At 58.5% G+C, this 20,122-nt stretch carries 20 protein-coding genes; 8 read left to right on the forward strand and 12 right to left on the reverse strand.

All coding sequences use genetic code 11. The features are described 5' to 3' along the window. Nucleotides 1-21: 21 nt before the first annotated feature. From ASQ50_RS05570 to ASQ50_RS05585, 4 genes are all read right to left on the reverse strand, one after another. Nucleotides 22-1,275, reverse strand: a complete 1,254-nt coding sequence (locus tag ASQ50_RS05570; protein ID WP_058092154.1) for a D-amino acid dehydrogenase — start codon at nt 1,273-1,275, stop codon at nt 22-24. A gap of 36 nt (nt 1,276-1,311) precedes the next feature. Then, the gene (locus tag ASQ50_RS05575; protein ID WP_058092155.1) at nt 1,312-1,671 is read right to left on the reverse strand and encodes a translation initiation factor Sui1; all 360 of its coding nucleotides are present in this window, start codon (nt 1,669-1,671) and stop codon (nt 1,312-1,314) included. Nucleotides 1,672-1,692: 21 nt separating this feature from the next. Then, a complete protein-coding gene (locus ASQ50_RS05580) occupies nt 1,693-2,220 on the reverse strand; it encodes a DUF4136 domain-containing protein (RefSeq protein WP_058092156.1) in 528 nt (175 codons plus the stop codon). Nucleotides 2,221-2,293: 73 nt separating this feature from the next. After that, nucleotides 2,294-2,899: a YigZ family protein gene (locus ASQ50_RS05585; RefSeq protein WP_058092157.1), complete on the reverse strand. Its 606-nt coding sequence runs from the start codon at nt 2,897-2,899 to the stop codon at nt 2,294-2,296. A 10-nt stretch (nt 2,900-2,909) separates the two neighbouring features. Between ASQ50_RS05585 and ASQ50_RS05590 the strand changes: the two genes are divergently transcribed. Further along, on the forward strand, nt 2,910-3,128 hold the full coding sequence (locus ASQ50_RS05590; RefSeq protein WP_058092158.1) for a hypothetical protein: 219 nt from the start codon (nt 2,910-2,912) through the stop codon (nt 3,126-3,128). On the opposite strand, the gene ASQ50_RS05595 is transcribed toward ASQ50_RS05590, so the two are convergent. Both ASQ50_RS05595 and ASQ50_RS05600 read right to left on the reverse strand, forming a co-directional pair. Beyond that, nucleotides 3,105-4,421: a sensor histidine kinase gene (locus ASQ50_RS05595; RefSeq protein WP_058092159.1), complete on the reverse strand. Its 1,317-nt coding sequence runs from the start codon at nt 4,419-4,421 to the stop codon at nt 3,105-3,107. The two genes, ASQ50_RS05590 and ASQ50_RS05595, sit on opposite strands and share 24 nt — an antisense overlap. Then, nucleotides 4,418-5,107: a response regulator transcription factor gene (locus tag ASQ50_RS05600; RefSeq protein ID WP_058092160.1), complete on the reverse strand. Its 690-nt coding sequence runs from the start codon at nt 5,105-5,107 to the stop codon at nt 4,418-4,420. Before ASQ50_RS05600 ends, ASQ50_RS05595 begins: the two co-directional genes overlap by 4 nt. 170 nt (nt 5,108-5,277) lie before the next feature. Here ASQ50_RS05600 and ASQ50_RS05605 point away from each other — a divergent pair, with 170 nt between their 5' ends. From ASQ50_RS05605 to ASQ50_RS05615, 3 genes are all read left to right on the forward strand, one after another. Next, nucleotides 5,278-6,444 (forward strand): GNAT family N-acetyltransferase, encoded by a 1,167-nt coding sequence (locus ASQ50_RS05605; RefSeq protein WP_058092161.1) that lies wholly within the window; start codon nt 5,278-5,280, stop codon nt 6,442-6,444. 48 nt (nt 6,445-6,492) lie between these two features. Further along, nucleotides 6,493-7,161 carry a hypothetical protein gene (locus ASQ50_RS05610; RefSeq protein WP_058092162.1) on the forward strand — a complete coding sequence of 223 codons (669 nt, stop codon included), beginning with the start codon at nt 6,493-6,495 and terminating at the stop codon, nt 7,159-7,161. A gap of 94 nt (nt 7,162-7,255) precedes the next feature. After that, nucleotides 7,256-8,026: a DUF3750 domain-containing protein gene (locus ASQ50_RS05615; protein WP_058092163.1), complete on the forward strand. Its 771-nt coding sequence runs from the start codon at nt 7,256-7,258 to the stop codon at nt 8,024-8,026. A 194-nt stretch (nt 8,027-8,220) separates the two neighbouring features. Here ASQ50_RS05615 and ASQ50_RS05620 read toward each other — a convergent pair whose 3' ends face one another. From ASQ50_RS05620 to ASQ50_RS05630, 3 genes are all read right to left on the reverse strand, one after another. Next, a complete protein-coding gene (locus tag ASQ50_RS05620) occupies nt 8,221-9,561 on the reverse strand; it encodes a hypothetical protein (protein WP_058092164.1) in 1,341 nt (446 codons plus the stop codon). A gap of 85 nt (nt 9,562-9,646) precedes the next feature. Beyond that, the gene (locus ASQ50_RS05625; RefSeq protein WP_058092165.1) at nt 9,647-9,958 is read right to left on the reverse strand and encodes an AzlD family protein; all 312 of its coding nucleotides are present in this window, start codon (nt 9,956-9,958) and stop codon (nt 9,647-9,649) included. Further along, the gene (locus ASQ50_RS05630) at nt 9,948-10,694 is read right to left on the reverse strand and encodes an AzlC family ABC transporter permease (RefSeq protein ID WP_058092166.1); all 747 of its coding nucleotides are present in this window, start codon (nt 10,692-10,694) and stop codon (nt 9,948-9,950) included. The genes ASQ50_RS05625 and ASQ50_RS05630 overlap by 11 nt, the downstream gene beginning before the upstream one ends. A 303-nt stretch (nt 10,695-10,997) precedes the next feature. On the opposite strand from ASQ50_RS05630, the gene ASQ50_RS05635 reads away from it, so the two are divergent. The 4 genes from ASQ50_RS05635 to ASQ50_RS05650 all read left to right on the forward strand — a co-directional run bounded on the left by ASQ50_RS05635 (nt 10,998) and on the right by ASQ50_RS05650 (nt 18,159). Beyond that, complete coding sequence (locus tag ASQ50_RS05635; protein WP_058092229.1) at nt 10,998-14,501, forward strand: indolepyruvate ferredoxin oxidoreductase family protein; 3,504 nt, start codon at nt 10,998-11,000, stop codon at nt 14,499-14,501. A gap of 65 nt (nt 14,502-14,566) precedes the next feature. Continuing rightward, nucleotides 14,567-15,667 (forward strand): Leu/Phe/Val dehydrogenase, encoded by a 1,101-nt coding sequence (locus ASQ50_RS05640; RefSeq protein ID WP_058092167.1) that lies wholly within the window; start codon nt 14,567-14,569, stop codon nt 15,665-15,667. Between the two features lie 91 nt (nt 15,668-15,758). Next, complete coding sequence (locus ASQ50_RS05645; RefSeq protein WP_058092168.1) at nt 15,759-17,171, forward strand: sodium-dependent transporter; 1,413 nt, start codon at nt 15,759-15,761, stop codon at nt 17,169-17,171. Nucleotides 17,172-17,331: 160 nt separating this feature from the next. Continuing rightward, on the forward strand, nt 17,332-18,159 hold the full coding sequence (locus ASQ50_RS05650) for a metal-dependent hydrolase (RefSeq protein WP_058092169.1): 828 nt from the start codon (nt 17,332-17,334) through the stop codon (nt 18,157-18,159). A gap of 94 nt (nt 18,160-18,253) precedes the next feature. Here the strand turns inward: ASQ50_RS05650 and ASQ50_RS05655 are convergent, their stop codons facing one another. From ASQ50_RS05655 to ASQ50_RS05665, 3 genes are all read right to left on the reverse strand, one after another. Next, nucleotides 18,254-18,469 (reverse strand): dodecin, encoded by a 216-nt coding sequence (locus ASQ50_RS05655; protein WP_058092170.1) that lies wholly within the window; start codon nt 18,467-18,469, stop codon nt 18,254-18,256. A 142-nt stretch (nt 18,470-18,611) separates the two neighbouring features. Further along, nucleotides 18,612-19,343: a hypothetical protein gene (locus ASQ50_RS05660; protein ID WP_058092171.1), complete on the reverse strand. Its 732-nt coding sequence runs from the start codon at nt 19,341-19,343 to the stop codon at nt 18,612-18,614. Between the two features lie 168 nt (nt 19,344-19,511). Then, on the reverse strand, nt 19,512-20,075 hold the full coding sequence (locus ASQ50_RS05665; protein WP_058092172.1) for a DUF1415 domain-containing protein: 564 nt from the start codon (nt 20,073-20,075) through the stop codon (nt 19,512-19,514). Between the last annotated feature and the right edge of the window lie 47 nt (nt 20,076-20,122).

Consider the following 20,122-nt stretch of genomic DNA (forward strand, 5'->3'; position numbering starts at 1 on the left):
GGCTTTTTTGGTGCCCGGAAATCAGAGCCCGGAGAAGGTGAAGTCGACCTCTGGTGTGCGACCGGCCACGATATCCGCCAATGCCGCTGCAGAACCACAGGAGTGAGTCCACCCCAAAGTGCCGTGGCCAGTGTTCAGGTACAGGTTGGCAAAGTGACTCTTACCGATATAGGGCACGTTCGAAGGCGTTGCTGGCCGCAGGCCAGTCCAGAATTCGGACTTGTCCCAGTACGCGGCTTCCGGCATCAGTTCCGCTGATCTTCGCACAATGGCCCGGCACCGAGTGTAGTTCAGGTCCCGGGTATAGCCGTTGAGCTCAGCGGTACCCGCCACCCGTATCCGGTCACCCAGTCGCGAATAGACCAGTTTGTATTCGTCATCGGTCAAACTGACACTGAATGCCGCATCCGGATTTTTGACCGGCACGGTGATTGAGTAGCCCTTGGCGGGGTATATGTTCAGGAACAGACCCAATTTTCGGGCCAGGATGGCACTGAAGCTGCCGAGACTCAGCACATAACTGTCCGCGCGAAGGATCTGGTGTTTGCCTTCGTTAATGACCTGCACGCCCAGAATACGGTCACCAGCGCGATCAAAATCCAGCACCTCGGTCCCGTACACAAACGTTACGCCGGCCTCTTCACAACGCCTTGCCAACGACTGGGTGAAGGCCCGGGCATCACCACTTTCATCATCGGCGGTGTACGTGGCACCGGCAATTCGATGGCGCACTGGCTGCAATGCAGGTTCGATCTGCACCGCCTTTTCCGCATCGATCACCTGTCGGTCACAGCCAAGCTCACGCATGATCCGGGCAGGCTCCATGGCCGCATCAAACTCTGTCGGATTGGTGTAGAAATGAAGGATCCCTTTCTCAAGGTGGTCGTATTCGATACCAGCATCCCTGCGCAGTGCCTGCAGACAGTCCCGACTATAAGTGCCCAGGTTAACCATCTGGCGAATATTATGGGCCGCCTTGGCTGAGGTGCACTGGGTCAGGAAAGACAAGGCCCAGCGCCATTGGTAAGGGTCCAGTCGGGGGCGGAACAACAGGGGGGCATCCGGCTGAAACAGCCATTTCAGTACCTTGAGCGGCGCCGAGGGATTGGCCCAGGGTTCGGCATGGGACACAGAGACCTGGCCACCATTGGCATAACTGGTTTCCAGGCCTGACTGGCTCTGACGGTCGACTACTGTTACCTGATGGCCCTGCTGGTGCAGATACCAGGCCGAGGTAACTCCTACGACACCGGCCCCTAGAACCAGTACATGCATGCGCGCCTCCTATGAATCGTTGTCTGTCGTAAAACCTCAGCCTCCGGATTTTTTTACTGTCCACCCTTTCTGCTGAAGCAAGGGCACGAGAATATCCCGTTGGTCGCCCTGAATTTCCACCACACCGTCCTTCACTGTACCACCTGTGCCACATTTGGCTTTTAGCACTTTGGCGTAGGCTTTCAGTTCTTTGTCATCCATCGGGATACCAGTGATCAGGGTAACCCCCTTACCTTTGCGCCCCTTGGTTTCCCGGCTGACCCGAACAACGCCGTCACCCGCCCGCCGTTCTGGCTGCCCGCAGGTGCAGCCAGCAACCGGGTTCCGACATTCCGGGCACATACGCCCCTGCTCTGTGGAGAAAACCAGGCCGCCTTCCCGCTTTTTCATTCCCATACGTCAGCCTTCACCTGTTGCTCAGTTCAGGCCGGGAGGGTATTTGGAAAACATTTCCGAGACAACCTCGTCGATCAACTTGCGCCGGGTTTCCGGTGACTGGTTTTCATTCAGGTAACGACGGCTCGCAGCACGCCAGACCACCTCGGAGTTACGCCGGTCAGCCAGTTCGACAACCAGTTTGCCCTCGGTGATTTCCCGCACCGGTGGCGGAGCCGATACGCCCCAGCCAAAGTTGCCTCGGCCAAAACCGAAGCCGAGCCCCACTCCAACCTGCTCCAAGCGATCTTCCGGGACAATCTGCCATGAAACCAGCAAATCAGCCTCGGCATCAGCGACCTGTTTCATGGCCTTGCGGTTAAGTTCGCGCTCAATGGCAGAACGAACCCGGCTGTCATCCAGCGATGTGAAACCAGAATCTTGTTGTCCCGGTGCGTAGGCCCAGCTGGTAAAGTTGCCGAACACTGTCGCCGAGTTGTAGTCGGTAACCACGTTGCTGGCGCAGCCAGTCATAAATGCGGCCATGACCGCTATGATAAACACTCGCATGGTCTTCTCCTGCGTTGAACACTCTCATGGTTCAGTATACGCCCCACCGGGCGCTTTCAGTTTGCTACCGGAGTCAGGTTTCCAAACGGTAATCCAGCTTTTGCGCATCGCAGAACGCCGCGAACTCAGTCGCTCGGGTTTCCGGTACCGACACCAGCGCATTGACCCGGTTACTGTACTGAATCGATTGGATCTGGCCTTCATGGACTTCACACCAATGCCGAAGCGGCTGTTCGTCGGCAAAGTCCAAAACCACCACTGCCTGCACCAGCGTTTGCTGCAGGGTCCGCCCCACTTCGGATAACACGCTCTCCGCCGCGCCAGCGTAGGCGCGAACCAAACCGCCCGCTCCCAGCTTGATGCCTCCGAAATAGCGAACAACGATCACCAGCACATCACCCATGTCCTTGTGCTGAATCACGCCCAGGATGGGCTTGCCGGCAGTACCAGACGGTTCGCCATCGTCATTCATGGCAGCTTCTGCCGCCGACCCAGGGCGGCCAATCTGATAAGCCCAGCACACATGACGGGCATCAGGGTAGTCCAGGTGGGCACGCGCAACACGTTCCCTGACCTCTTCGCGGGAGCTTACCGGATACACCCGGGCGATGAATCGGCTCTTCTTCACTTCCGTTTCCCGCTCAAGGTATCCTGAGGGTACAGGGTAGTCTTTACTCATGGAGTAACCTATGACCTCCGAAGATAACGATCAAAACAGTCCTGGCACCGCCGCCCCGGCAAAAATACGCAAAGCGGCCTGCGGCATTCGCTTTGATGAGGAGGAGCTGCAAGAGGGCATCGACTTCTCAGCCGCTGCGCGCCTAAAGCCCAATGACGACGCTGAGCTGGAAAATACCGTCGGGCCCCAACCCGACAAACGGCAATCAGCCACCAATAAACACCGGTAGCCGGATGGTGACCTGCAGGCCGCCCTCCGAACGGTTACAGGCCGAAATACTGCCATCGTGGGCATTAACGATGTCCCGGGCAATGGCCAGCCCCAGCCCCCAACCTTTACCGCCCCGTGATTTATCAGCGCGGAAAAACGGCTCGAATAACTGCTGTAATAGCCCGTCTGGTGCGCCCGGGCCATCATCGGCAATATCCAGTTGTATGCTGCCATCCACCAAAGCTAATGATACGTGTACGGATTTACCCGGCGGTGTGTGGTCCAGTGCATTCTGCAACACGTTATCCAGAGCCCGCTGCAATAACCCTGCGTCGCCCAGCACTGACACTGTTCGGGTGTCATCGGCCGCCACCAGTTTACAGTCCACCCCCCGGTGCTCCGCGTAATCGGACGCATCCCGCAGCACCCGGTTCATCAGTGCCAGAGGCTTCACGGGCTCCCGCTCCAACGAGCCGCCGTTCTCAGATACCCGGTAAAGGGTCAGAATCTGCCCGGTCATGGTTTCCAGCCGCTCGTTCTGTCGCAGGATGCTGTCCATGAGCGCGGGATCGGCACCGCCGTCACTGGCAATCTCAATAGCAACCCGCTGCCGGGCCAGCGGCGTTCTCAGGTCATGGGAGATATCACGCAGCAGATGATTCTGGCGTTCCAGTAACTGACACAGCCGGTCGGTCATGGCGTTGAAAGCACTGGCCAGCTGACCGACTTCATCCCGGCGGCGGGCAATCCGGTTGGGCACCCGCAACTGGGTGTCGCCTTCCGCGATTGCCTTTGCCGTCGACTCCATTTGGCGCAGCGGCCTGGACACCAAACGGGCAATCCACCAGCAAGCCAGAGAGATCAGTAGAAAGGCCAGTCCGAGCTCGACATACCGAAAAAACCTGGGGTCTAGCCAGCCGTCACTACCCATCCTCGGCCAGGCGACCAGTTGATAGCCTTCTTCCAGAGTGATTACTGCTGGCTTGTTGGGATACCAGCCGGACTGGATGCGTTCCCGAATGTGGCGGGGCAAACGGTGTTCGCCCTCTTCTTTCTCGATCAGCATAAGGTGCAAGTCAAGGCGCTCACCCTCGGCTCTCAGAAAACGCCACATTGCACCGCGATCTTCCCCCAAGCGCAGTACCAGGGCTTCCCGGGCCAGCTCATGCAATCCTACCTGGCGCTCAATGGCCTGCCGTTCCCGGTCCAGCAGGTACCGGGTTGCGAGATTGCTGGCCACCACAGTGACCGACATGGCGAGCCAGATTGACAGGAAAATTCGCCAGAACAAGGGGAACATAAAACGCTTCATGCTGCAGGCACCCGGTAGCTGTAGCCCAGACCTCGTATGGTTTCGATTCGAGGCGGGTCATCGTTACCGAGCTTTTTACGCAGATTGCTGATGTGCATATCCAGGGTGCGATCGTAAGCTTCCAGTCTGCGACCAAGAGCCCACTGCATCAAGTCGGTTTTGCGTACCACACTGCCGGCGTGGGCCAGCAACACCTGAAGCACCTCGTACTCGGTCGCCGTCAGCTCCAGGGGCGCATCGTCCTGATAGATTCGACGTTGGCCAGGCTCCACCCGCAGGTCTCCGTAGGTGCGGGTAGCGTCCACATCGGATTTCTGGTCCCAGGCGATCCTGCGAAGCAACGCCTGCAGGCGGGCCACCAGCTCGCGGGGATTGCAGGGTTTCGGGATGTAATCATCGGCGCCCACCTCAAAACCGACAATACGGTCAGTTTCGTCACCCCGGGCCGTCAGTAGAATCACCGGCAGGTGGGTTTGCCCACGCAGCTCACGCAGAACATCCAGGCCATTGATGTCTGGCAGCATGATATCCAGAACCACAATATCGCAATCCTGCCCCACCGCCAGGGCAAGGCCATCCCGGCCATTGGCGGCTTCCCGAACCGTGAATCCCTGATTGGTGAGGTATCTGGTCAGCAGTTCTCTCAGCTCGTCATCGTCTTCGATCAACAATACCCGGTTCTGCATGCTGCTCTCTCGTCTGTTACCTGGCCACAGTCTAGCATGGCCGTCAGAGGGTTCTGACCTACCACGTTTTTTCTTTACCTAACCTTTACAACGCCGTGACAGTGACAAGTGATCAAGGACCGGGTTCTGTCGTATGGTATAGGAATTAGACACCGGACCTGACCCCAACCATGGCAACACCTGAAAAACCCGAGATCATCCTGGAACACTGCGCCGGCATTGCCGACATTCCGGAGCGGGACTGGCAACGACTGGCCGGTTGCGACAACCCCTTCCTGCGCTATGAGTTCTTTCAGGCACTGGAACACTCGGGCTGCACCCGGACCGAAACCGGCTGGACACCCAGCCATCTGGTATTTCGCGTTGACGGAAAAATATGTGGCCTCGCCCCGGCCTATCTCAAAAGCCATTCCATGGGCGAATATGTTTTCGACTTCAGTTGGGCGGAAGCCTACCAACGCTACAGCCTGCCTTATTACCCCAAACTTCTGATCGCTGTGCCGTTCACCCCCTCCCAGGGCCCCCGATTTTTGCTGGAGGACGGCTTCCGCGAGCAGCTCACGCCGGCAGTGCTCGACTCGCTTCTGACCAAACTGACCGAACAACTCGGGGCGCATTCCTGGCACCTGCTGTTCCCGAACACCTCAGACCAGGCACTATTACAGCACGAGGACGAACTGCACCGGATCGGTTGCCAGTTTCACTGGCACAACCACGGCTATCAAGGATTTGACGATTTCCTGGCGGCGCTAACCTCCCGCAAGCGCAAATCCATTCGCAAAGAACGCCGGCAGGTGGCCGCGCAGGGCATCCACTTCCAGCATTTTCATGGAAGGGATATTTCCGACCAGGTGCTGTCGGCGTTTTACGTATTTTACCAGGCCACCTACCTCAAGCGCGGCCGCCCACCCTACCTGAACAAGCTGTTCTTCGAGCAATTGCGGGAGACCATGCCAGAACACCTGCACCTGATCATGGCGGTTCGCGACGGCCAACTGATTGCCGGCGCTCTGTTCCTGGCCAGCGACACCACCCTGTATGGTCGTTACTGGGGCTGCCTCGAAGAATACAATCACCTGCATTTCGAAACCTGCTACTACCAGGGCATTGAACTCGCCCTGAACCTCGGGCTCCAGCACTTCGACGCGGGGGCACAGGGGGAACACAAGCTGGTGCGGGGCTTTGAGCCCACCATCACCCATTCCTGGCACGGCATCCTTCACCCGGGGTTTCGGGAGGCTATCCAAAGCTTCACACACGAGGAAGCGGAGCATGTGATAAGTTACTTTAACGACGCACAATCCGCCCTGCCTTTCCGACAGCAGGAGCAGGATTAGCTTCTATACTGTAACCTCAGTACAGGAATTCGACGGAGGTCGAACGCCATGGATACGGGCCAACTGGGCACTTTTCTCTCATCAGATCATCTGCCGTTGCTGCTCTCGGCCGTGGCCATACTGCTTGCCTTGGGCACGATCCTGTTCACCGCCAGCGCCCGGCGTCGGCACCGGGAGGAGTTAACAACTCTGCGTGAGCGGGCCGACACGCTCTGGCGGGAAGTCGACGAGTTTAGGGTGGCGCAGTTCAACCATGCGGGCGAGCCCGGCTCGTCACCACAAATGTCCACTTCGTTCGATGACGCCCGGTACCGCACAGAAAAAGAAGCCTATGACAAACTCTGGCCACAGGTGTGGCACCTGTACGAGCGCCTGGGCATGTTCCTCAGGGCCGTTGAAGCCGGTGAGGCATCGGGGGAATTGAGGCTGGAAGCCCGGCATGCGGCCCTCGAAGCCCGGAATCTGCTGAACCGAAACCGCCCATTCTGCAGCGACGTGGTCGACGGGCTCGCCACACGACTGATTGATACCGAGATCAAGGCACACCTGGCAGCCTGCCAGCACCTTGACCTGCTGAAAGATGTCTCCAATAGCTCGTCCAGCCATGATCGACGAGTACTGCAGGACAAATGCCACAGCCTGCACGAAGGCGACGCCCGGGACCTGATCAACCAGCTGGCCTCAACCATCCGTGCAAGAAGCATACGTAACTCATAGAGTGCGGCCCGGGTTATATTGCTCTGACCAAGGGTGATCCGGAACTTATTTGCCCGGGTACAGTCTGTGAGACTTCCTCATGACGGACACGCCAATGACACGACTATTGAAGTACTCTGGCTGGCTTCTGGGCGCCCTTTTGCTGCTGGTCTCCGGCCCCCTGCTGCTGGCAGCCACCGGCACCCAGCCCGAACGTAACGCCTGGCAAACCGCCAGCCGTGACAGCGCCGGCATAGCACCGACGGCAGCAGACACTCACGAGGCCATTGTTCAAGTATATGGCGCCCGGGCCTGGAGCTGGCGCGGTTATTTCGCGGTACACACCTGGGTGGCCACCAAAGAGGAAGGCGCCGATCACTACAAGGTGCATGAGGTCATTGGCTGGCGCCAGCACGTAGTCAGCTCCCGCCCGGACGACCCAGACCGCCACTGGTTCGGCGCCAGGCCAGAGTTGTATGCCGATATTCGGGGCGATGAAGCCAAAACACTGATTCCGGAAATTTATAAGGCGGTAGACTCGTACCCGTACATCAACGAATACGAGGCCTGGCCTGGCCCGAACAGCAACACGTTCGTGGCCTGGGTTATCCGGCAAACCCCGGGGCTGAACGTGGCGTTACCCAATCACGCCATCGGCAAGGATTACCTGGGTAATCGTGTGGGGGCAACAACACCCGGTGGTGCCGGTTACCAGCTTTCGCTGGGAGGCTATGTTGGTGTTCTGGCGGGCGTCCGGGAGGGTGTAGAACTGAATATTCTGGGATTGTCGCTGGGTGTTAATCCCTTGGCGCTGGGGATCAAGTTACCTGGGATTGGTGAGCTGGCATTGCGCAATACCAATCCTATGCCCGAGGCTACGCCTTAGTGTGGGAGACGGCCGGGGAGCGGGTTAGCCTCCCAGACTAAAGCAGACCACGCCGAAGTTTGAAAGAGCTGGTCGGGTGGACCTTCCCAAAAATGTGCGGAGCCAGGGATGGCGGAGCCAAGCGTACACGGACGTATTCACAGCGTTTTTTTCGGGAAGGTCCACCCGACCGGCTCTAACTCCCAAACTCAAAGTCAGAGCCTGGCAAACTCCAAATAACGACTAGCCGCCTGTTTTTTCTCGTCCTGGCTATTGAGCAGTTCCAGCCTCAGCCGATCAATCACCTTCAGATATTCATCAAGCGGGGACTTTTTCTTGCCCTGCGATTGAGAAGCCTCGATAAAGTCCTGTTGCTTCTTACGAATTTCGTTCAGTTTTTCCAGTGCGTTCTGGATAGCTTCAATGCGGGCATTTACCGGGCCATTACCGTTAGAGTTTCCATTTCCGTTGCCATTAGCGGCTTCATTACCACCTCGCACGCCAAGGAAGGTGCTCTCCGCCGGTGCGGATTCGGTATTCTGCTCCGCCAGGTCCAGTTCTTCCAAAGTGCGTACCTCACCGCCCGTGGTCAGGTAAATACCAGAGGCCTTGATCTGGCCCAGTGGCACACCCTGAGGGTTCGTAAGGGTAAACTGATCGTCCACGCTGCCAACATAGAGAGCCTGCACGCCCACCTCGTCCAGTGACCGCAATGCCTGGCCGCCGTCGGCGGTTTGTACCCATACAGACAGGGACTTGAACACCTCGTCGTTGGCGTCAATCCAGCGGTTGCCGTCGTCGTCATACTTGGCGAGTTCACTGAAACCGGAGCCGGTTTGGGGGCCGAATAGCTCGGAGCCGTCATCTACTTTGCCGTTGCCATTGCGGTCAAACACCAGGTAACCACTGCCGGCACCCAGGCTGGCAAACTGGCTGGTCTGGCCGTCGCCGTTCATGTCGAATTCGAACAGGGTATCGGTCAGCCGAGCGGTGGAGGCACCGAAGTTGATCACCAGCGGGTCAGTCAACGGGCGTTCCTGGATCTGGATCAGTCCGGAGTATTCGTAGGTGCGTGACTGTGACTGGCGCAGAGACAGCGTGAAGTCGATGGTTTCGCCATTCTGCAGGGTAATGCTGCCGGTGGAGGCAAAGCTGCGGCTCTCGCTTTCCGAGTAGAACATGTAGCGGCCCACGGTCACCGACAGACTGCCCTGGGATTCACCCACAGCCTCGCCACCCAGCGCAGCCCGGCTCACGGTCAGGGCCTGCTGGCCGAGCAGGAACAGGTCGGCGGATTTTTCAATCAGCTCAGCACTGGTAAACGAGGCCGTGCGATTTTCCCCATTCACCTGGCTGGCACTGCTGAACGCCAGCTGCTCCTGGCTGCTGTAACGGTAGGCCGCCTGCCGGAACAAAGACAACTCAGTGGCGCCGGCCTGCAATCCCTGTTGGGGCAAACCCGCGTTCTGCTGGGTAATGCGCAACTGGCTACTGTCCATAGCCTGCACCTGGCGGGTGCTGTTCTGAAACAGGGAAATCTGACTGGATGAAATCATGGTGTTCGTACCTCAACTGACCTGTCAGGGTATCGGCACATCACCGGAAAACTTGAGCAATTTTTAACCAGCCAGAATCAGAGACTTAGTTGAGATACCGCACCAACGCGGCAGCCAGAAGGCCCAGAGTAATGGCCGGCAGAGGTTTGCGGATGGCCAGCATGGCAACGCCGGTGGTCATCAGCGCAGCCAGGGCGCCCAGATCGCCAGCCACCGCCATGGGAACGATGATAGCGATCAGCACCGAACTGGCCATGGTGTTGATGAAACTCTCAACCCGCGGGCTGATGCGCAGGAACGACATGATGAACACCCCGCCGAAGCGGGTTACCAGGGTCACCACTGCCATGATGGCGATCAACGCCAGAACACCCAGGGTTGTGGTTTCAATCGCCATGCCGGACCTCCAGGTTATCTTCCCGGCTCTGGGCTCCGGGTTCCAGCCAGAACAGTCCGATCACACCACCGGCCAGTGCACCCACCACAACGTGCATATTGGGCGGCAGCCATTTCCACGCCGCCAGCGAAGCAGCACCGGCCACCAGCCAGGCCACGAGAATGCGGGGCGATTTCTTGCCACCGAGGGCCATGGCCAACAGAAAGCAGCCCAGTACCATATCCAGGCCCAGGGCTCTGGGGTTCTGCAGCAGGCCACCGAAGTACACACCCAACCCGGTACCGATCATCCAGGCCAGCCAAAGCACCAGCCCGCCCCCCAGGATCACCTCAAGATTACGCCGGCCACTCTGGTACTCCTGCGCCGAGACCGCCCAGTTGGCGTCTGTCAGCAACAGCAATAGTCCGTAGCGCTTGCCCGGCGAGACGTCTTTGAGCATGGGGTACAAAGAAGCGCCCATCAGCAGGTGCCGGGAGTTGATGGCAAACACCACGGCAATCATTGGCAGCACAGAGACTTTGGTGCCCCACATGTCCACCGCGGCGAACTGGGATGCACCGGCGAACACGGTGGTGCTCATCAGGATGGATTCAAGCGGCGACAAGCCCTTCTGGATGGCCGCCAGGCCAAAGGCAGCACCAAACGCCACCACGAACAATGAGATGGGAAGTAAACGAAAAAACTCAGCTCGCACCCTGTGCGGCTGAAATTGGTAAGGATATAAACTGGCAGACATTACGAGAAACTAAGCCGGAACCGCCAAAACGCGAATAGGTAATAACCGCTAGCCCGGAATTATTTTTCCTATTTTACTCAATCAGTTATATGAACAAATCACACTTTTGCGAACTCGGTCGCCCCGCTCTTGTTGACGTGAACGTAAACTTATTCTAGTTTGTTTTTCGTCCAGCCCCAAAAGGGCACCCCGGCCAATCCACCGGGCAGGACTGATGAAACCGAACATTCGGCCAAAAGCCGGGATTACAAAAACAAGACAAACCTACCGCCGCGATCCGGCCAGGTGGGAGAGGATTTCAACATGTCTGATCTTTTACGCTCCCCAAAGGGGCTGCGTCCCGTCAGCCTTGACGATGTCTGGGAAAAAGATGCCGGTTCGGTATACATGAACGGCAGCCAGGCTCTGGCGAGACTTCCCCTGCTCCAAGCCCAACTCGACCGCAAGAACAACCTGAACACCGCCGGCTTCATCTCCGGTTATCGCGGCTCTCCCCTCGGCGGTTTTGACAAGGTTCTATGGAAAGCCCGGGACCATCTCAAAGAAAAAAATATCCATTTTCTACCCGGGGTGAATGAAGACCTTGGCGCCACCGCTGTCTGGGGCAGCCAGCAGGTCAATATCTTTGAAGGCGCCCGTTATGACGGCGTGTTTGCACTCTGGTATGGCAAAGGCCCGGGTGTGGACCGCACCGGTGATGTGTTCAAGCACGCCAACGCGGCAGGCACCTCCCGATTTGGTGGGGTACTGGCCGTTGCCGGTGACGACCATGCCTGTAAATCTTCCACCCTGCCCCATCAAAGTGATTATGCCTTTCTGGATGCGGGTATGCCGGTGCTCAACCCCGCCGGCATTCAAGACATCCTGGACCTGGGCCTCTACGGCTGGGCCATGTCGCGGTTCAGTGGCTGCTGGATTGGTTTCAAAGCCCTGGCCGAGAATATGGATTCGTCCATTTCAGCCAATCTGGACCTCAGCCGAATCAACATCCGTATCCCCACACAGTTTCCCATGCCAGAAGGTGGCCTGAACTCCCGCTGGCCAGACAAACCCATGGCGCAGGAAGAACGCCTGCACCGCCACAAGCTGGAAGCGGCCAAGGCCTTTTGCCGGGCTAACCGCCTTGACCGCACGGTGCTTTCCGTTGATCAGCCACGGTTGGGTATCATCACCACTGGCAAGGCCTACCTGGATGTGATCCAGGCGCTGGCCGACCTTGGCCTGGGTGATGAGGAACGTGAAGCCATTGGGCTGGAGGTTTACAAGGTCGCCATGCCCTGGCCCCTGGAACCCGAAGGCATTTTTGAGTTTGCCTCCGGCCTGGAGGAGATTCTGGTGGTCGAAGAGAAGCGAGGTTTGATCGAAGAACAGATCAAGACTCAGCTTTATACTTGGCAGGATGGCCGACGCCCCAATGTCATCGGCAAGCGGGACGACCAGGGTAACGACCTGCTACCGACCATCGCCGAACTTACACCGGCCATGGTGGCACGGGCCATCGCCTCTCGCCTGGATGGCCGTTATTGCAACGACAAACTGCAACAGCGCCTTGGCTTCCTGACCGAGAAAGAAAACAGTCTGGCGCAACCCCGGGAACGACTGGAACGCACTCCGCACTTCTGCTCTGGCTGCCCCCACAACACCTCCACCCAGGTACCGGAAGGCAGCCGGGCCCTCGGCGGCATTGGCTGTCACTATATGGCGACCTGGATGGAACGGGGTACCGACACCTTCACACAGATGGGTGGTGAAGGCGTCACCTGGCTTGGCCAGGCACCGTTTACCAACCAGAAACACGTGTTCCAGAACCTGGGCGACGGCACCTACTTTCACTCAGGCGTACTGGCCATTCGCGCGGCCATCGCGTCCGGTGCCAACATCACCTACAAGATTCTCTACAACGACGCCGTGGCCATGACAGGCGGCCAGCCGGTGGATGGCACCCTGACGGTGCAGCAGATCAGCCATCAGCTGTATGGTGAGGGCGTGCGACGTATCGCGGTTGTCAGCGACGATATCGACAAATACCCGTCGCGGGCGGATTTCGCGGACCGCACTACCTTCCATCACCGGGACGACTTGGACGCCCTGCAACGGGAAATGCGTGAGATCGAAGGCTGTTCGGTGATCATCTATGACCAGACCTGCGCGGCCGAAAAGCGCAGGCGCCGCAAGCGCAGCACCATGGAAGACCCAAACCAGCGCGTGATGATTCACTCGGACGTGTGCGAAGGCTGCGGTGATTGCGGTATCCAGTCCAACTGCCTGTCGATTCTCCCGAAAGACACAGACGCCGGGCGCAAACGCACCATTGACCAGTCCTCCTGCAACAAGGACTTCTCCTGCGTGCGCGGTTTCTGTCCGAGCTTTGTCACCGTCAAAGGCGGCAAACTGAAGAAACCAGCCGGTGTCAGCTCAGACGTGGACTTCCCTGAGCTTCCGGAACCCACGCCGGTCACCGGCAATAATCCTTACGGTATCCTGCTGACCGGCGTCGGCGGCACCGGCGTGGTGACCGTCAGTGCCCTTCTGGGCATGGCGGCTCATCTTGAGGGCAAAGGCGTCTCCGTGCTGGACCAGGCCGGCCTGGCCCAGAAGTTCGGGGCTGTCGTCAGCCATATCCGCATCAGTGACCGGCAAGACAACATCCATGCCGTACGCATTCCCGCCGGCGAGGCCGACCTGATGATTGCCTTTGATCTGATGGTCGCCGCCACCGACGATGCCCTGGCCAAGCTGGATAACCGTTTCTCACGGGCGGTGGTCAATACCGAACAGGCCATGCCCGCCGCCTTTACCCGAGACCCGGACATCCAGTTCCCCGGCGAATCCATGGAGCAGACCGTCAAGGAAGCCTGCCGGCCTGATGGCAGCTGGTTCCTCAACGCGGGTGACCTCGCCAAAGCCCTGATGGGTGACGGCATGGCGGTCAACCTGTTCACCGTCGGCTTTGCCTGGCAACAGGGGCTGCTACCGCTCAGTGCCGCAGCCATAGAGCGGGCCATTGAGCTTAACAACGTGGCGGTCGAGAAAAACAAACAGGCATTTCTGTGGGGCCGCCGGGCTGCCCATGATCTGGACCGGGTGATGGCCCTGGCGTTCCCGAAACCCCAAGGCACACCTGTGCAGGTGATGGAAACCACGGATCAACTGATCCAGCGCAACATGGAACACCTGAGCGATTACCAGAACACCGCCCTGGCCAAGCGCTATGAAAGACTGGTGCGCCAGGCGGAACACACCATCTCCCAGAAACTCGGCCGTGACCCGTTGTTGTTCCGGGCCATCGCCGACAACTACGCCAAGGTACTGGCCTACAAAGACGAGTACGAAGTGGCGCGACTGTTCAGCAATGGCAGCCTGCGCAAGCAGTTGGAGGAGCAGTTCGATGGCGACATTGAGCTGGAGTTCAATCTGGCACCGCCGCTGCTCAGCCGGAGTAAAAACGGCGAACGCCCTAAGAAACGCACTTTCGGTCCCTGGATGGAAACCGTGTTCGCCTGGCTGGCGAAAGCCCGCAGCCTGCGAGGCACACCCCTGGACCCTTTCGGATACACCGCGGACCGCCGCCTGGAGCGCAAGATCATCCGGGAGTATGAAACTGATGTGGCCTTCCTGCTCAAACACCTGAGCAAAGACCACGCCGATGCCGCGCGAAACCTGGCCAGCCTGCCTGAGAAGATCCGCGGTTACGGCCCGGTCAAAGAAGCGGCCTATCATGCCACCCGAAAAGAACGGGCGCAGTACCGGGCTGAACTGAACCCCGGTGAACGGGCACACCAACAAATCGCCAACGCGGCGGTCTAAAACAAAAACAGCCGCCGCAGGCCCCACAAGGGTAGCGGCCGGCCACGGAACAGAGGTGAAACGCCATGAACGTATTCAGCCATCCGGAGTTCGATCACCACGAACACCTGTCTTTTGTCTGCGACGCCGAAACCGGCCTGAAGGGCATCATTGCCATCCACAATACGTCAAGGGGTGCAGCACTCGGCGGTTGCCGAATGTTCCCCTACGCAAGCGATGAGGAAGCGTTGAGGGATGTGTTGCGACTGTCCCGGGGGATGACCTATAAATCGGCCCTGGCCAATCTCGACCTGGGTGGCGGCAAGTCAGTCATCATCGGCGACCCGCGTAAGCACAAGACCGAAGCCTTGCTCGAAGCCATGGGCAGGCACCTGGAAAGCCTCGGCGGCCAGTACATTGCCGCTGAGGACTCAGGCACCAGCGTGCCAGACCTGAAAGTGATGGGCCGCCATACCCGGCACGTGGCCGGCGTAACCACCCGCACCGGGTTTGATGGCCAGCCCAGCACAGGGGACCCTTCGCCGGTAACCGCCTACGGCACCTTTATTGGCCTTAAAGCGGCCGTAAAACACAAGCTCGGCACGGATAACCTGACCGGACTGAAGGTGGCTATCCAAGGCATTGGTAATGTTGGCTTCCGCCTGGCCCGCTACCTGAAAGAGGCCGGTGCAGAACTGTGGGTCACCGACATTCACGCCGATAACCTCAAGCGCGCAGTGGACGAGTTTGGTGCAACGCCCGTTGGCTCCGATGACATCCTGAGCCTGCCGGTGGATGTTGTAGCCCCATGCGCCATGGGTGCAGTGCTGAACGACCAGAGCATTCCGGCCATCCGGGCGGCCATCGTGGCCGGCGCCGCGAACAATCTCCTGGACCGCCCCGAACATGATGCGGCCCTCAAACACCGGGGCATCCTCTACGCTCCGGATTTTGCCATCAACGCCGGCGGTATCATCGATGTGTTCTACGAGCGCACCGGAGGCTCACCCGAGCAAATCCGCGCCCACGTGGACACCATTGGTGACACCTTGTCGGAAATATTCCAGCGCTCTGATCGCACCGGGCTCCCCACCGGTGAGATCGCCAATGAACTGGCAGAAGAGCGCTTCAGAAAGCACGCCGCCGGTGCTGGGCTGGCGCCCAGGCGGCTGGCTTGCGCCGGTTGACCTGACACCGGTGCTTCCCCTTGGGAGCCGCAGGGTTCTGCGGCTCCCCTTTTAACCCCTGAAACAAAAACAACACCTTCGGGAGATCGCTATGTCTGTCACTTCATCCGGCTCCGCCACCTATTCGGATGCCCTTGAGGGCTCCAACGCAAAACGAGGGCTATGGTCCTCACGGTTCGCCTTTATTCTGGCTGCCACCGGCTCCGCCGTCGGGCTTGGCAATATCTGGAAATTCCCCTACGTTACCGGCGAAAACGGTGGCGGCGCCTTTGTGCTGGTATACCTGCTGTGCATCGCCGTTGTCGGCATTCCCATCATGATGGCGGAAGTCATGATCGGCCGCCGGGGTGGTCGCAGCCCGGTCAACAGCATCCGACTCATTACCGAACGGGACAGACTCAAACCGGCCTGGAAACTGGTGGGCGCTATCGGCGTTCTTGCTGGCTTTTTAATACTGTCGTTCTACTCGGTGATCGGTGGTTGGGCAATATCCTACGTGGGCACCACCGCCAGCGGGCAGCTGGCCGGGCAATCCGCCGAAGCCGTGGGAGCCATTTTCTCCGGTTTGCTGAGCAATCCGTCCACCTTGCTGCTCTGGCACACGGTTTTTATGGCTCTGGTGATGGTGGTCGTCGCCCGGGGCGTCCGCTCCGGCCTTGAACGGGCCGTCAGTATCCTGATGCCGGCGCTGTTTGTGCTGTTGCTGCTGGTCGTTGGCTACGCCATGACCACCGGCCACTTCGGCCAGGCCGCAGCGTTCCTGTTCCAGCCCGACTTCTCCAAGCTGACCACATCCGGCGTGCTGGTTGCCCTTGGCCACGCGTTCTTTACCCTGAGCCTGGGTATGGCGGTAATGATGGCTTATGGCTCTTATCTGCCGAAAAAGATCTCCATCGCCAAAACCTCCATTACCGTCTCCGTGATCGACACCGGCGTAGCGCTGCTGGCTGGTCTGGCAATCTTCCCGATTGTCTTTGCCAACGGACTGGAACCCGGTGCCGGCCCTGGCCTGATTTTCCAGACACTGCCCCTGGCCTTTGGGCAGATGCCCATGGGCACCCTGTTCGGCACACTGTTCTTCGTATTGCTGATCTTCGCCGCCTGGACCTCCGGCATCTCCCTGCTGGAGCCCATCGTGGAGTGGCTGGAAGAACAGAAGGGCATGAACCGGACCATCAGTACTCTGGCCGCCGGCGGCGTGTGCTGGGCCCTGGGCATTGCCTCCGTTCTGTCACTGAACCTTTGGGCCGACGTTGCTCCGCTGGGCTTCATTCCCATGCTGGAGGGCAAAACCATCTTCGACCTGCTTGACTTCTTCACCGCCAACATCCTGTTGCCGCTGGGTGGCCTGCTGGTCGCACTGTTTGCCGGCTGGGTGATGTCCCGCCAGGCCATGGAGAACGAACTGTCGTTGTCACCGACCATGTTCAACCTGTGGTTTATCACCGTGCGGTTTGTTACCCCGGTGGCCGTTGCCATCGTGTTTATCTACAACCTGATGTAACCCCGATCGCCCGGGCAGCGCGCTGCCCGGGCACCCCCTCCCTGCCTATTCTGGGCACCAACATACCAATTGATAAACATCTGTCCCTTTCTGACCGGACTTTTACGGCTCTTGGCGCGTAATGTGTGATTGTAAGACAAACACAATCGAGGCAGTCGCTATGTCAGCAGTCACAGCATCTTTTCCGGTACGCCGTCAGGACTTTGGTTTTGAGGATGTACCGCGGCACTGGGTCGACAGTGACCCGTTCATGACCCACCTGTTCAACGCCCTCTCCGCACTGTTCCCGGACGGTGAGCGCTTCTTCGTGGACAGTGTTCGGGCAGTCCGTGACCAGATCAACGACCCTCAGTTGCAGAAGGACATCAGCGCGTTTATCGGGCAGGAGGCCATGCACGCGAAGGAGCATGGCCACTTCAACGAGGGTGCCATCAATCAGGGTTTCGATATCAAGAAACTGGAGGGCTGGACCCGCGGTTTCCTGTCCGCCAAGAACCTGCCCCTGCTCAACAACAAACGGGCGCACCTGGCCGCTACCGTTGCCCTTGAGCACTTCACGGGCATCCTCTCAGCGCAGCTGCTGAAGCGCGAAGACCTGGTGAATGCCATCGACCCGTCCATGCGCACCCTCTGGGCCTGGCATTGTATCGAAGAGAACGAGCACAAGGCTGTGGCCTTCGACACCTACGAGAAGCTCTACGATAAGACAGTAGTGGACTACGCCATCCGCATGGGTGTTATGGCGTTGATCACAACGCTGATCATGGTGGCCATCCACTCGTTCATTTTTGAGCTTATGCGCGAAGACAAGCAGTTACTGAATCTGAAGTCCTGGGCCAAAGGCCTGAACCGTGTGTGGGGCCGCAAGGGCATGTTCACCGCGATCATTCCGGAGTACCTGGATTACTTCAAACCAGACTTCCACCCCTGGCAGCACGACACAGAATTCCTGCTGCACAAGTGGCGCAAGCAGTTGAACTTCGCCTGATGCCCGCGCCTGCTCGCCGGACTCAGTCCGGCTTGCGGGCAGGCAAGACCTCCCCCTTCGCTGACGTCATTCTGGGTATCCACCTTCAAAGAAATCAGCTGTCGGCAATACGGAAGCCGATCTTCATCACAACCTGATAGTGGCCAACCTTGCCATCAACGATGTGGCCGCGGGTTTCGGTCACTTCAAACCACTCCATGTTGCGGACGCTTTTTCCGCACTCCTGAAGCGCATTATCAATGGCGTCTTCAATACTTTTCTTTGAAGAACCGACTATTTCCACCTTTTTGTAAACGTGGTGATCAGACATGAAAACCTCCTGAAAGCTGCTCCTTTTACTTGAGCCTAGAAGACCAGGGGGCTGTCAGCAAACCGGGGATCGTGGTTACCAGGGGTAGTGATTACCCCAACCTTGCACTGGCTGGGGCCTTGGAAAAAGCCGCTTAAGGTTTTCAGCCTGGTTTGCGGGCCACGTAGACGGTGTTGAACGATTCGCGGTTCTGGAAGGGGTTGTAGAAGCTGACCACGTGGCAGGCTACGTCGGTAAACACTTCCCGCAGCGTCGCCATGAATTCATCGTCCTCACCTTCGTTGGACCACATGGCAAACACGCCCCGGGGCTTGAGTTGCCGGGCCATGAGGCGGAGGTTGTTGGCGGTGTAGAAGCTGGCGCTGGAGTCGTGCAGCAGGGCCCTGGGCGAGTGGTCTATGTCGAGCAGGATGGCATCGAACTGTTTGCCTGGTGCTTCCGGGTCGAAGCCGCCGGTTTCGGGGTCGGCGATGGCGAGGTCGAAGAAGCTGCCGTGTATGTAGCGGTTGCGGGGGTCGGCGTTGAGGTCTTTGCCGAGGGGCACTTTTTCTTGCTGGTGCCAGCCGATGACGGGTTCAAGATATTCCACAACGAGCAGTTCGCTGACGCGCTCATGCTTGAGAGCTGCGACAGCGGTATAGCCAAGGCCGAGTCCGCCCACAACCACACTGAGGTTGTCGCCTTCAGTTTCGCCCAGGCCGATGTCTGAGAGCGCCACTTCGGCGTCGACAAACATGCTGGACATGAGGAATTCTTCGCCCAGTTTCACTTCGTAGATATCCCGGTCACCCAGTGCCGGAATCCTGCGGCGGCGCAGCGTGATTTCCCCGATCACCGAGGGCTGGCTGTCAATTTGTTCGAAAAGCAGTCCCACAATTTTACTCCCTTAAGCTCAATTGCCCTTTGCCTCAACTCGGGCGATATCGCCTGTGGGGGACAGCCTTCCAAAACACGCTCCTTCGGCCCATCCATGGGGCGCTTGGGCTCCGCCATCCATGGCTCCGCACAGTTTTGGAAGGCTGTCCCCCGCAGGCTCCGCGAACTATTCAGTGGTATTCGAGGAATTTTCAAGGCAACCCAACAAATTACTCCGCATCTTCTCCGCACCCAGCTCATTCATTAGCGCGATATTACGATCAGGAATCCCGTCCACATCCGGATGGCTATCAATCGCCGCCTCCAGACTCGCTTCCCGCAACAGGTGTAACATGGGGTACGGAGACCGGTTGGTGTAATTCTCAGCAGCCCCCGGCTCGGTATCGGCGAACTGGTAATCCGGGTGGAAACTGGCGATCTGATAAACACCCTCCAACTCCAGGTAGGCCAGCAACGCATCGGCAGCGTCCAGAAACTCGTTATAGGCGTAGAAATCCTTCAACGCGCCCGGGTGTATCAACAACGTGGTTTCGATCTCCGGTTCGTCTTCCAGACGCTGCAACTCCGCATGTAGGGCCTGCAGGAGGTCGTCTTCGTTGTTGGCATCTGTCACCGTAAACCGAACCCGGTTCTTGACCAGTTCCCGTTTGGCGAAGGGGCAGAGGTTGTAGCCAACGACTACGTCTTCGACCCATTTCCTCGTTGCGCTCACAATCTGGTTTTCATTCACAGTATTCGCCTTTAGAACCTGAAAGCCACTCCGATGTATGAGTGGGC

It is taken from the genome of Marinobacter sp. LQ44, assembly GCF_001447155.2.
Classification (GTDB): Bacteria; Pseudomonadota; Gammaproteobacteria; order Pseudomonadales; family Oleiphilaceae; genus Marinobacter.

Bases quoted from the DNA above. Each gene is read 5' to 3' on its own strand.
- ASQ50_RS05630 (WP_058092166.1), bottom strand. From the start codon at position 10,694: ATGTCTGCCAGTTTATATCCTTACCAATTTCAGCCGCACAGGGTGCGA.
- ASQ50_RS05655 (WP_058092170.1), bottom strand. From the start codon at position 18,469: ATGTCTGATCACCACGTTTACAAAAAGGTGGAAATAGTCGGTTCTTCA.
- ASQ50_RS05600 (WP_058092160.1), bottom strand. From the start codon at position 5,107: ATGCAGAACCGGGTATTGTTGATCGAAGACGATGACGAGCTGAGAGAA.
- ASQ50_RS05645 (WP_058092168.1), top strand. From the start codon at position 15,759: ATGTCTGTCACTTCATCCGGCTCCGCCACCTATTCGGATGCCCTTGAG.
- ASQ50_RS05610 (WP_058092162.1), top strand. From the start codon at position 6,493: ATGGATACGGGCCAACTGGGCACTTTTCTCTCATCAGATCATCTGCCG.
- ASQ50_RS05575 (WP_058092155.1), bottom strand. From the start codon at position 1,671: ATGGGAATGAAAAAGCGGGAAGGCGGCCTGGTTTTCTCCACAGAGCAG.
- ASQ50_RS05590 (WP_058092158.1), top strand. From the start codon at position 2,910: ATGACCTCCGAAGATAACGATCAAAACAGTCCTGGCACCGCCGCCCCG.
- ASQ50_RS05650 (WP_058092169.1), top strand. From the start codon at position 17,332: ATGTCAGCAGTCACAGCATCTTTTCCGGTACGCCGTCAGGACTTTGGT.
- ASQ50_RS05605 (WP_058092161.1), top strand. From the start codon at position 5,278: ATGGCAACACCTGAAAAACCCGAGATCATCCTGGAACACTGCGCCGGC.
- ASQ50_RS05640 (WP_058092167.1), top strand. From the start codon at position 14,567: ATGAACGTATTCAGCCATCCGGAGTTCGATCACCACGAACACCTGTCT.
- ASQ50_RS05580 (WP_058092156.1), bottom strand. From the start codon at position 2,220: ATGCGAGTGTTTATCATAGCGGTCATGGCCGCATTTATGACTGGCTGC.
- ASQ50_RS05635 (WP_058092229.1), top strand. From the start codon at position 10,998: ATGTCTGATCTTTTACGCTCCCCAAAGGGGCTGCGTCCCGTCAGCCTT.
- ASQ50_RS05625 (WP_058092165.1), bottom strand. From the start codon at position 9,958: ATGGCGATTGAAACCACAACCCTGGGTGTTCTGGCGTTGATCGCCATC.
- ASQ50_RS05570 (WP_058092154.1), bottom strand. From the start codon at position 1,275: ATGCATGTACTGGTTCTAGGGGCCGGTGTCGTAGGAGTTACCTCGGCC.
- ASQ50_RS05615 (WP_058092163.1), top strand. From the start codon at position 7,256: ATGACACGACTATTGAAGTACTCTGGCTGGCTTCTGGGCGCCCTTTTG.
- ASQ50_RS05620 (WP_058092164.1), bottom strand. From the start codon at position 9,561: ATGATTTCATCCAGTCAGATTTCCCTGTTTCAGAACAGCACCCGCCAG.
- ASQ50_RS05585 (WP_058092157.1), bottom strand. From the start codon at position 2,899: ATGAGTAAAGACTACCCTGTACCCTCAGGATACCTTGAGCGGGAAACG.
- ASQ50_RS05595 (WP_058092159.1), bottom strand. From the start codon at position 4,421: ATGAAGCGTTTTATGTTCCCCTTGTTCTGGCGAATTTTCCTGTCAATC.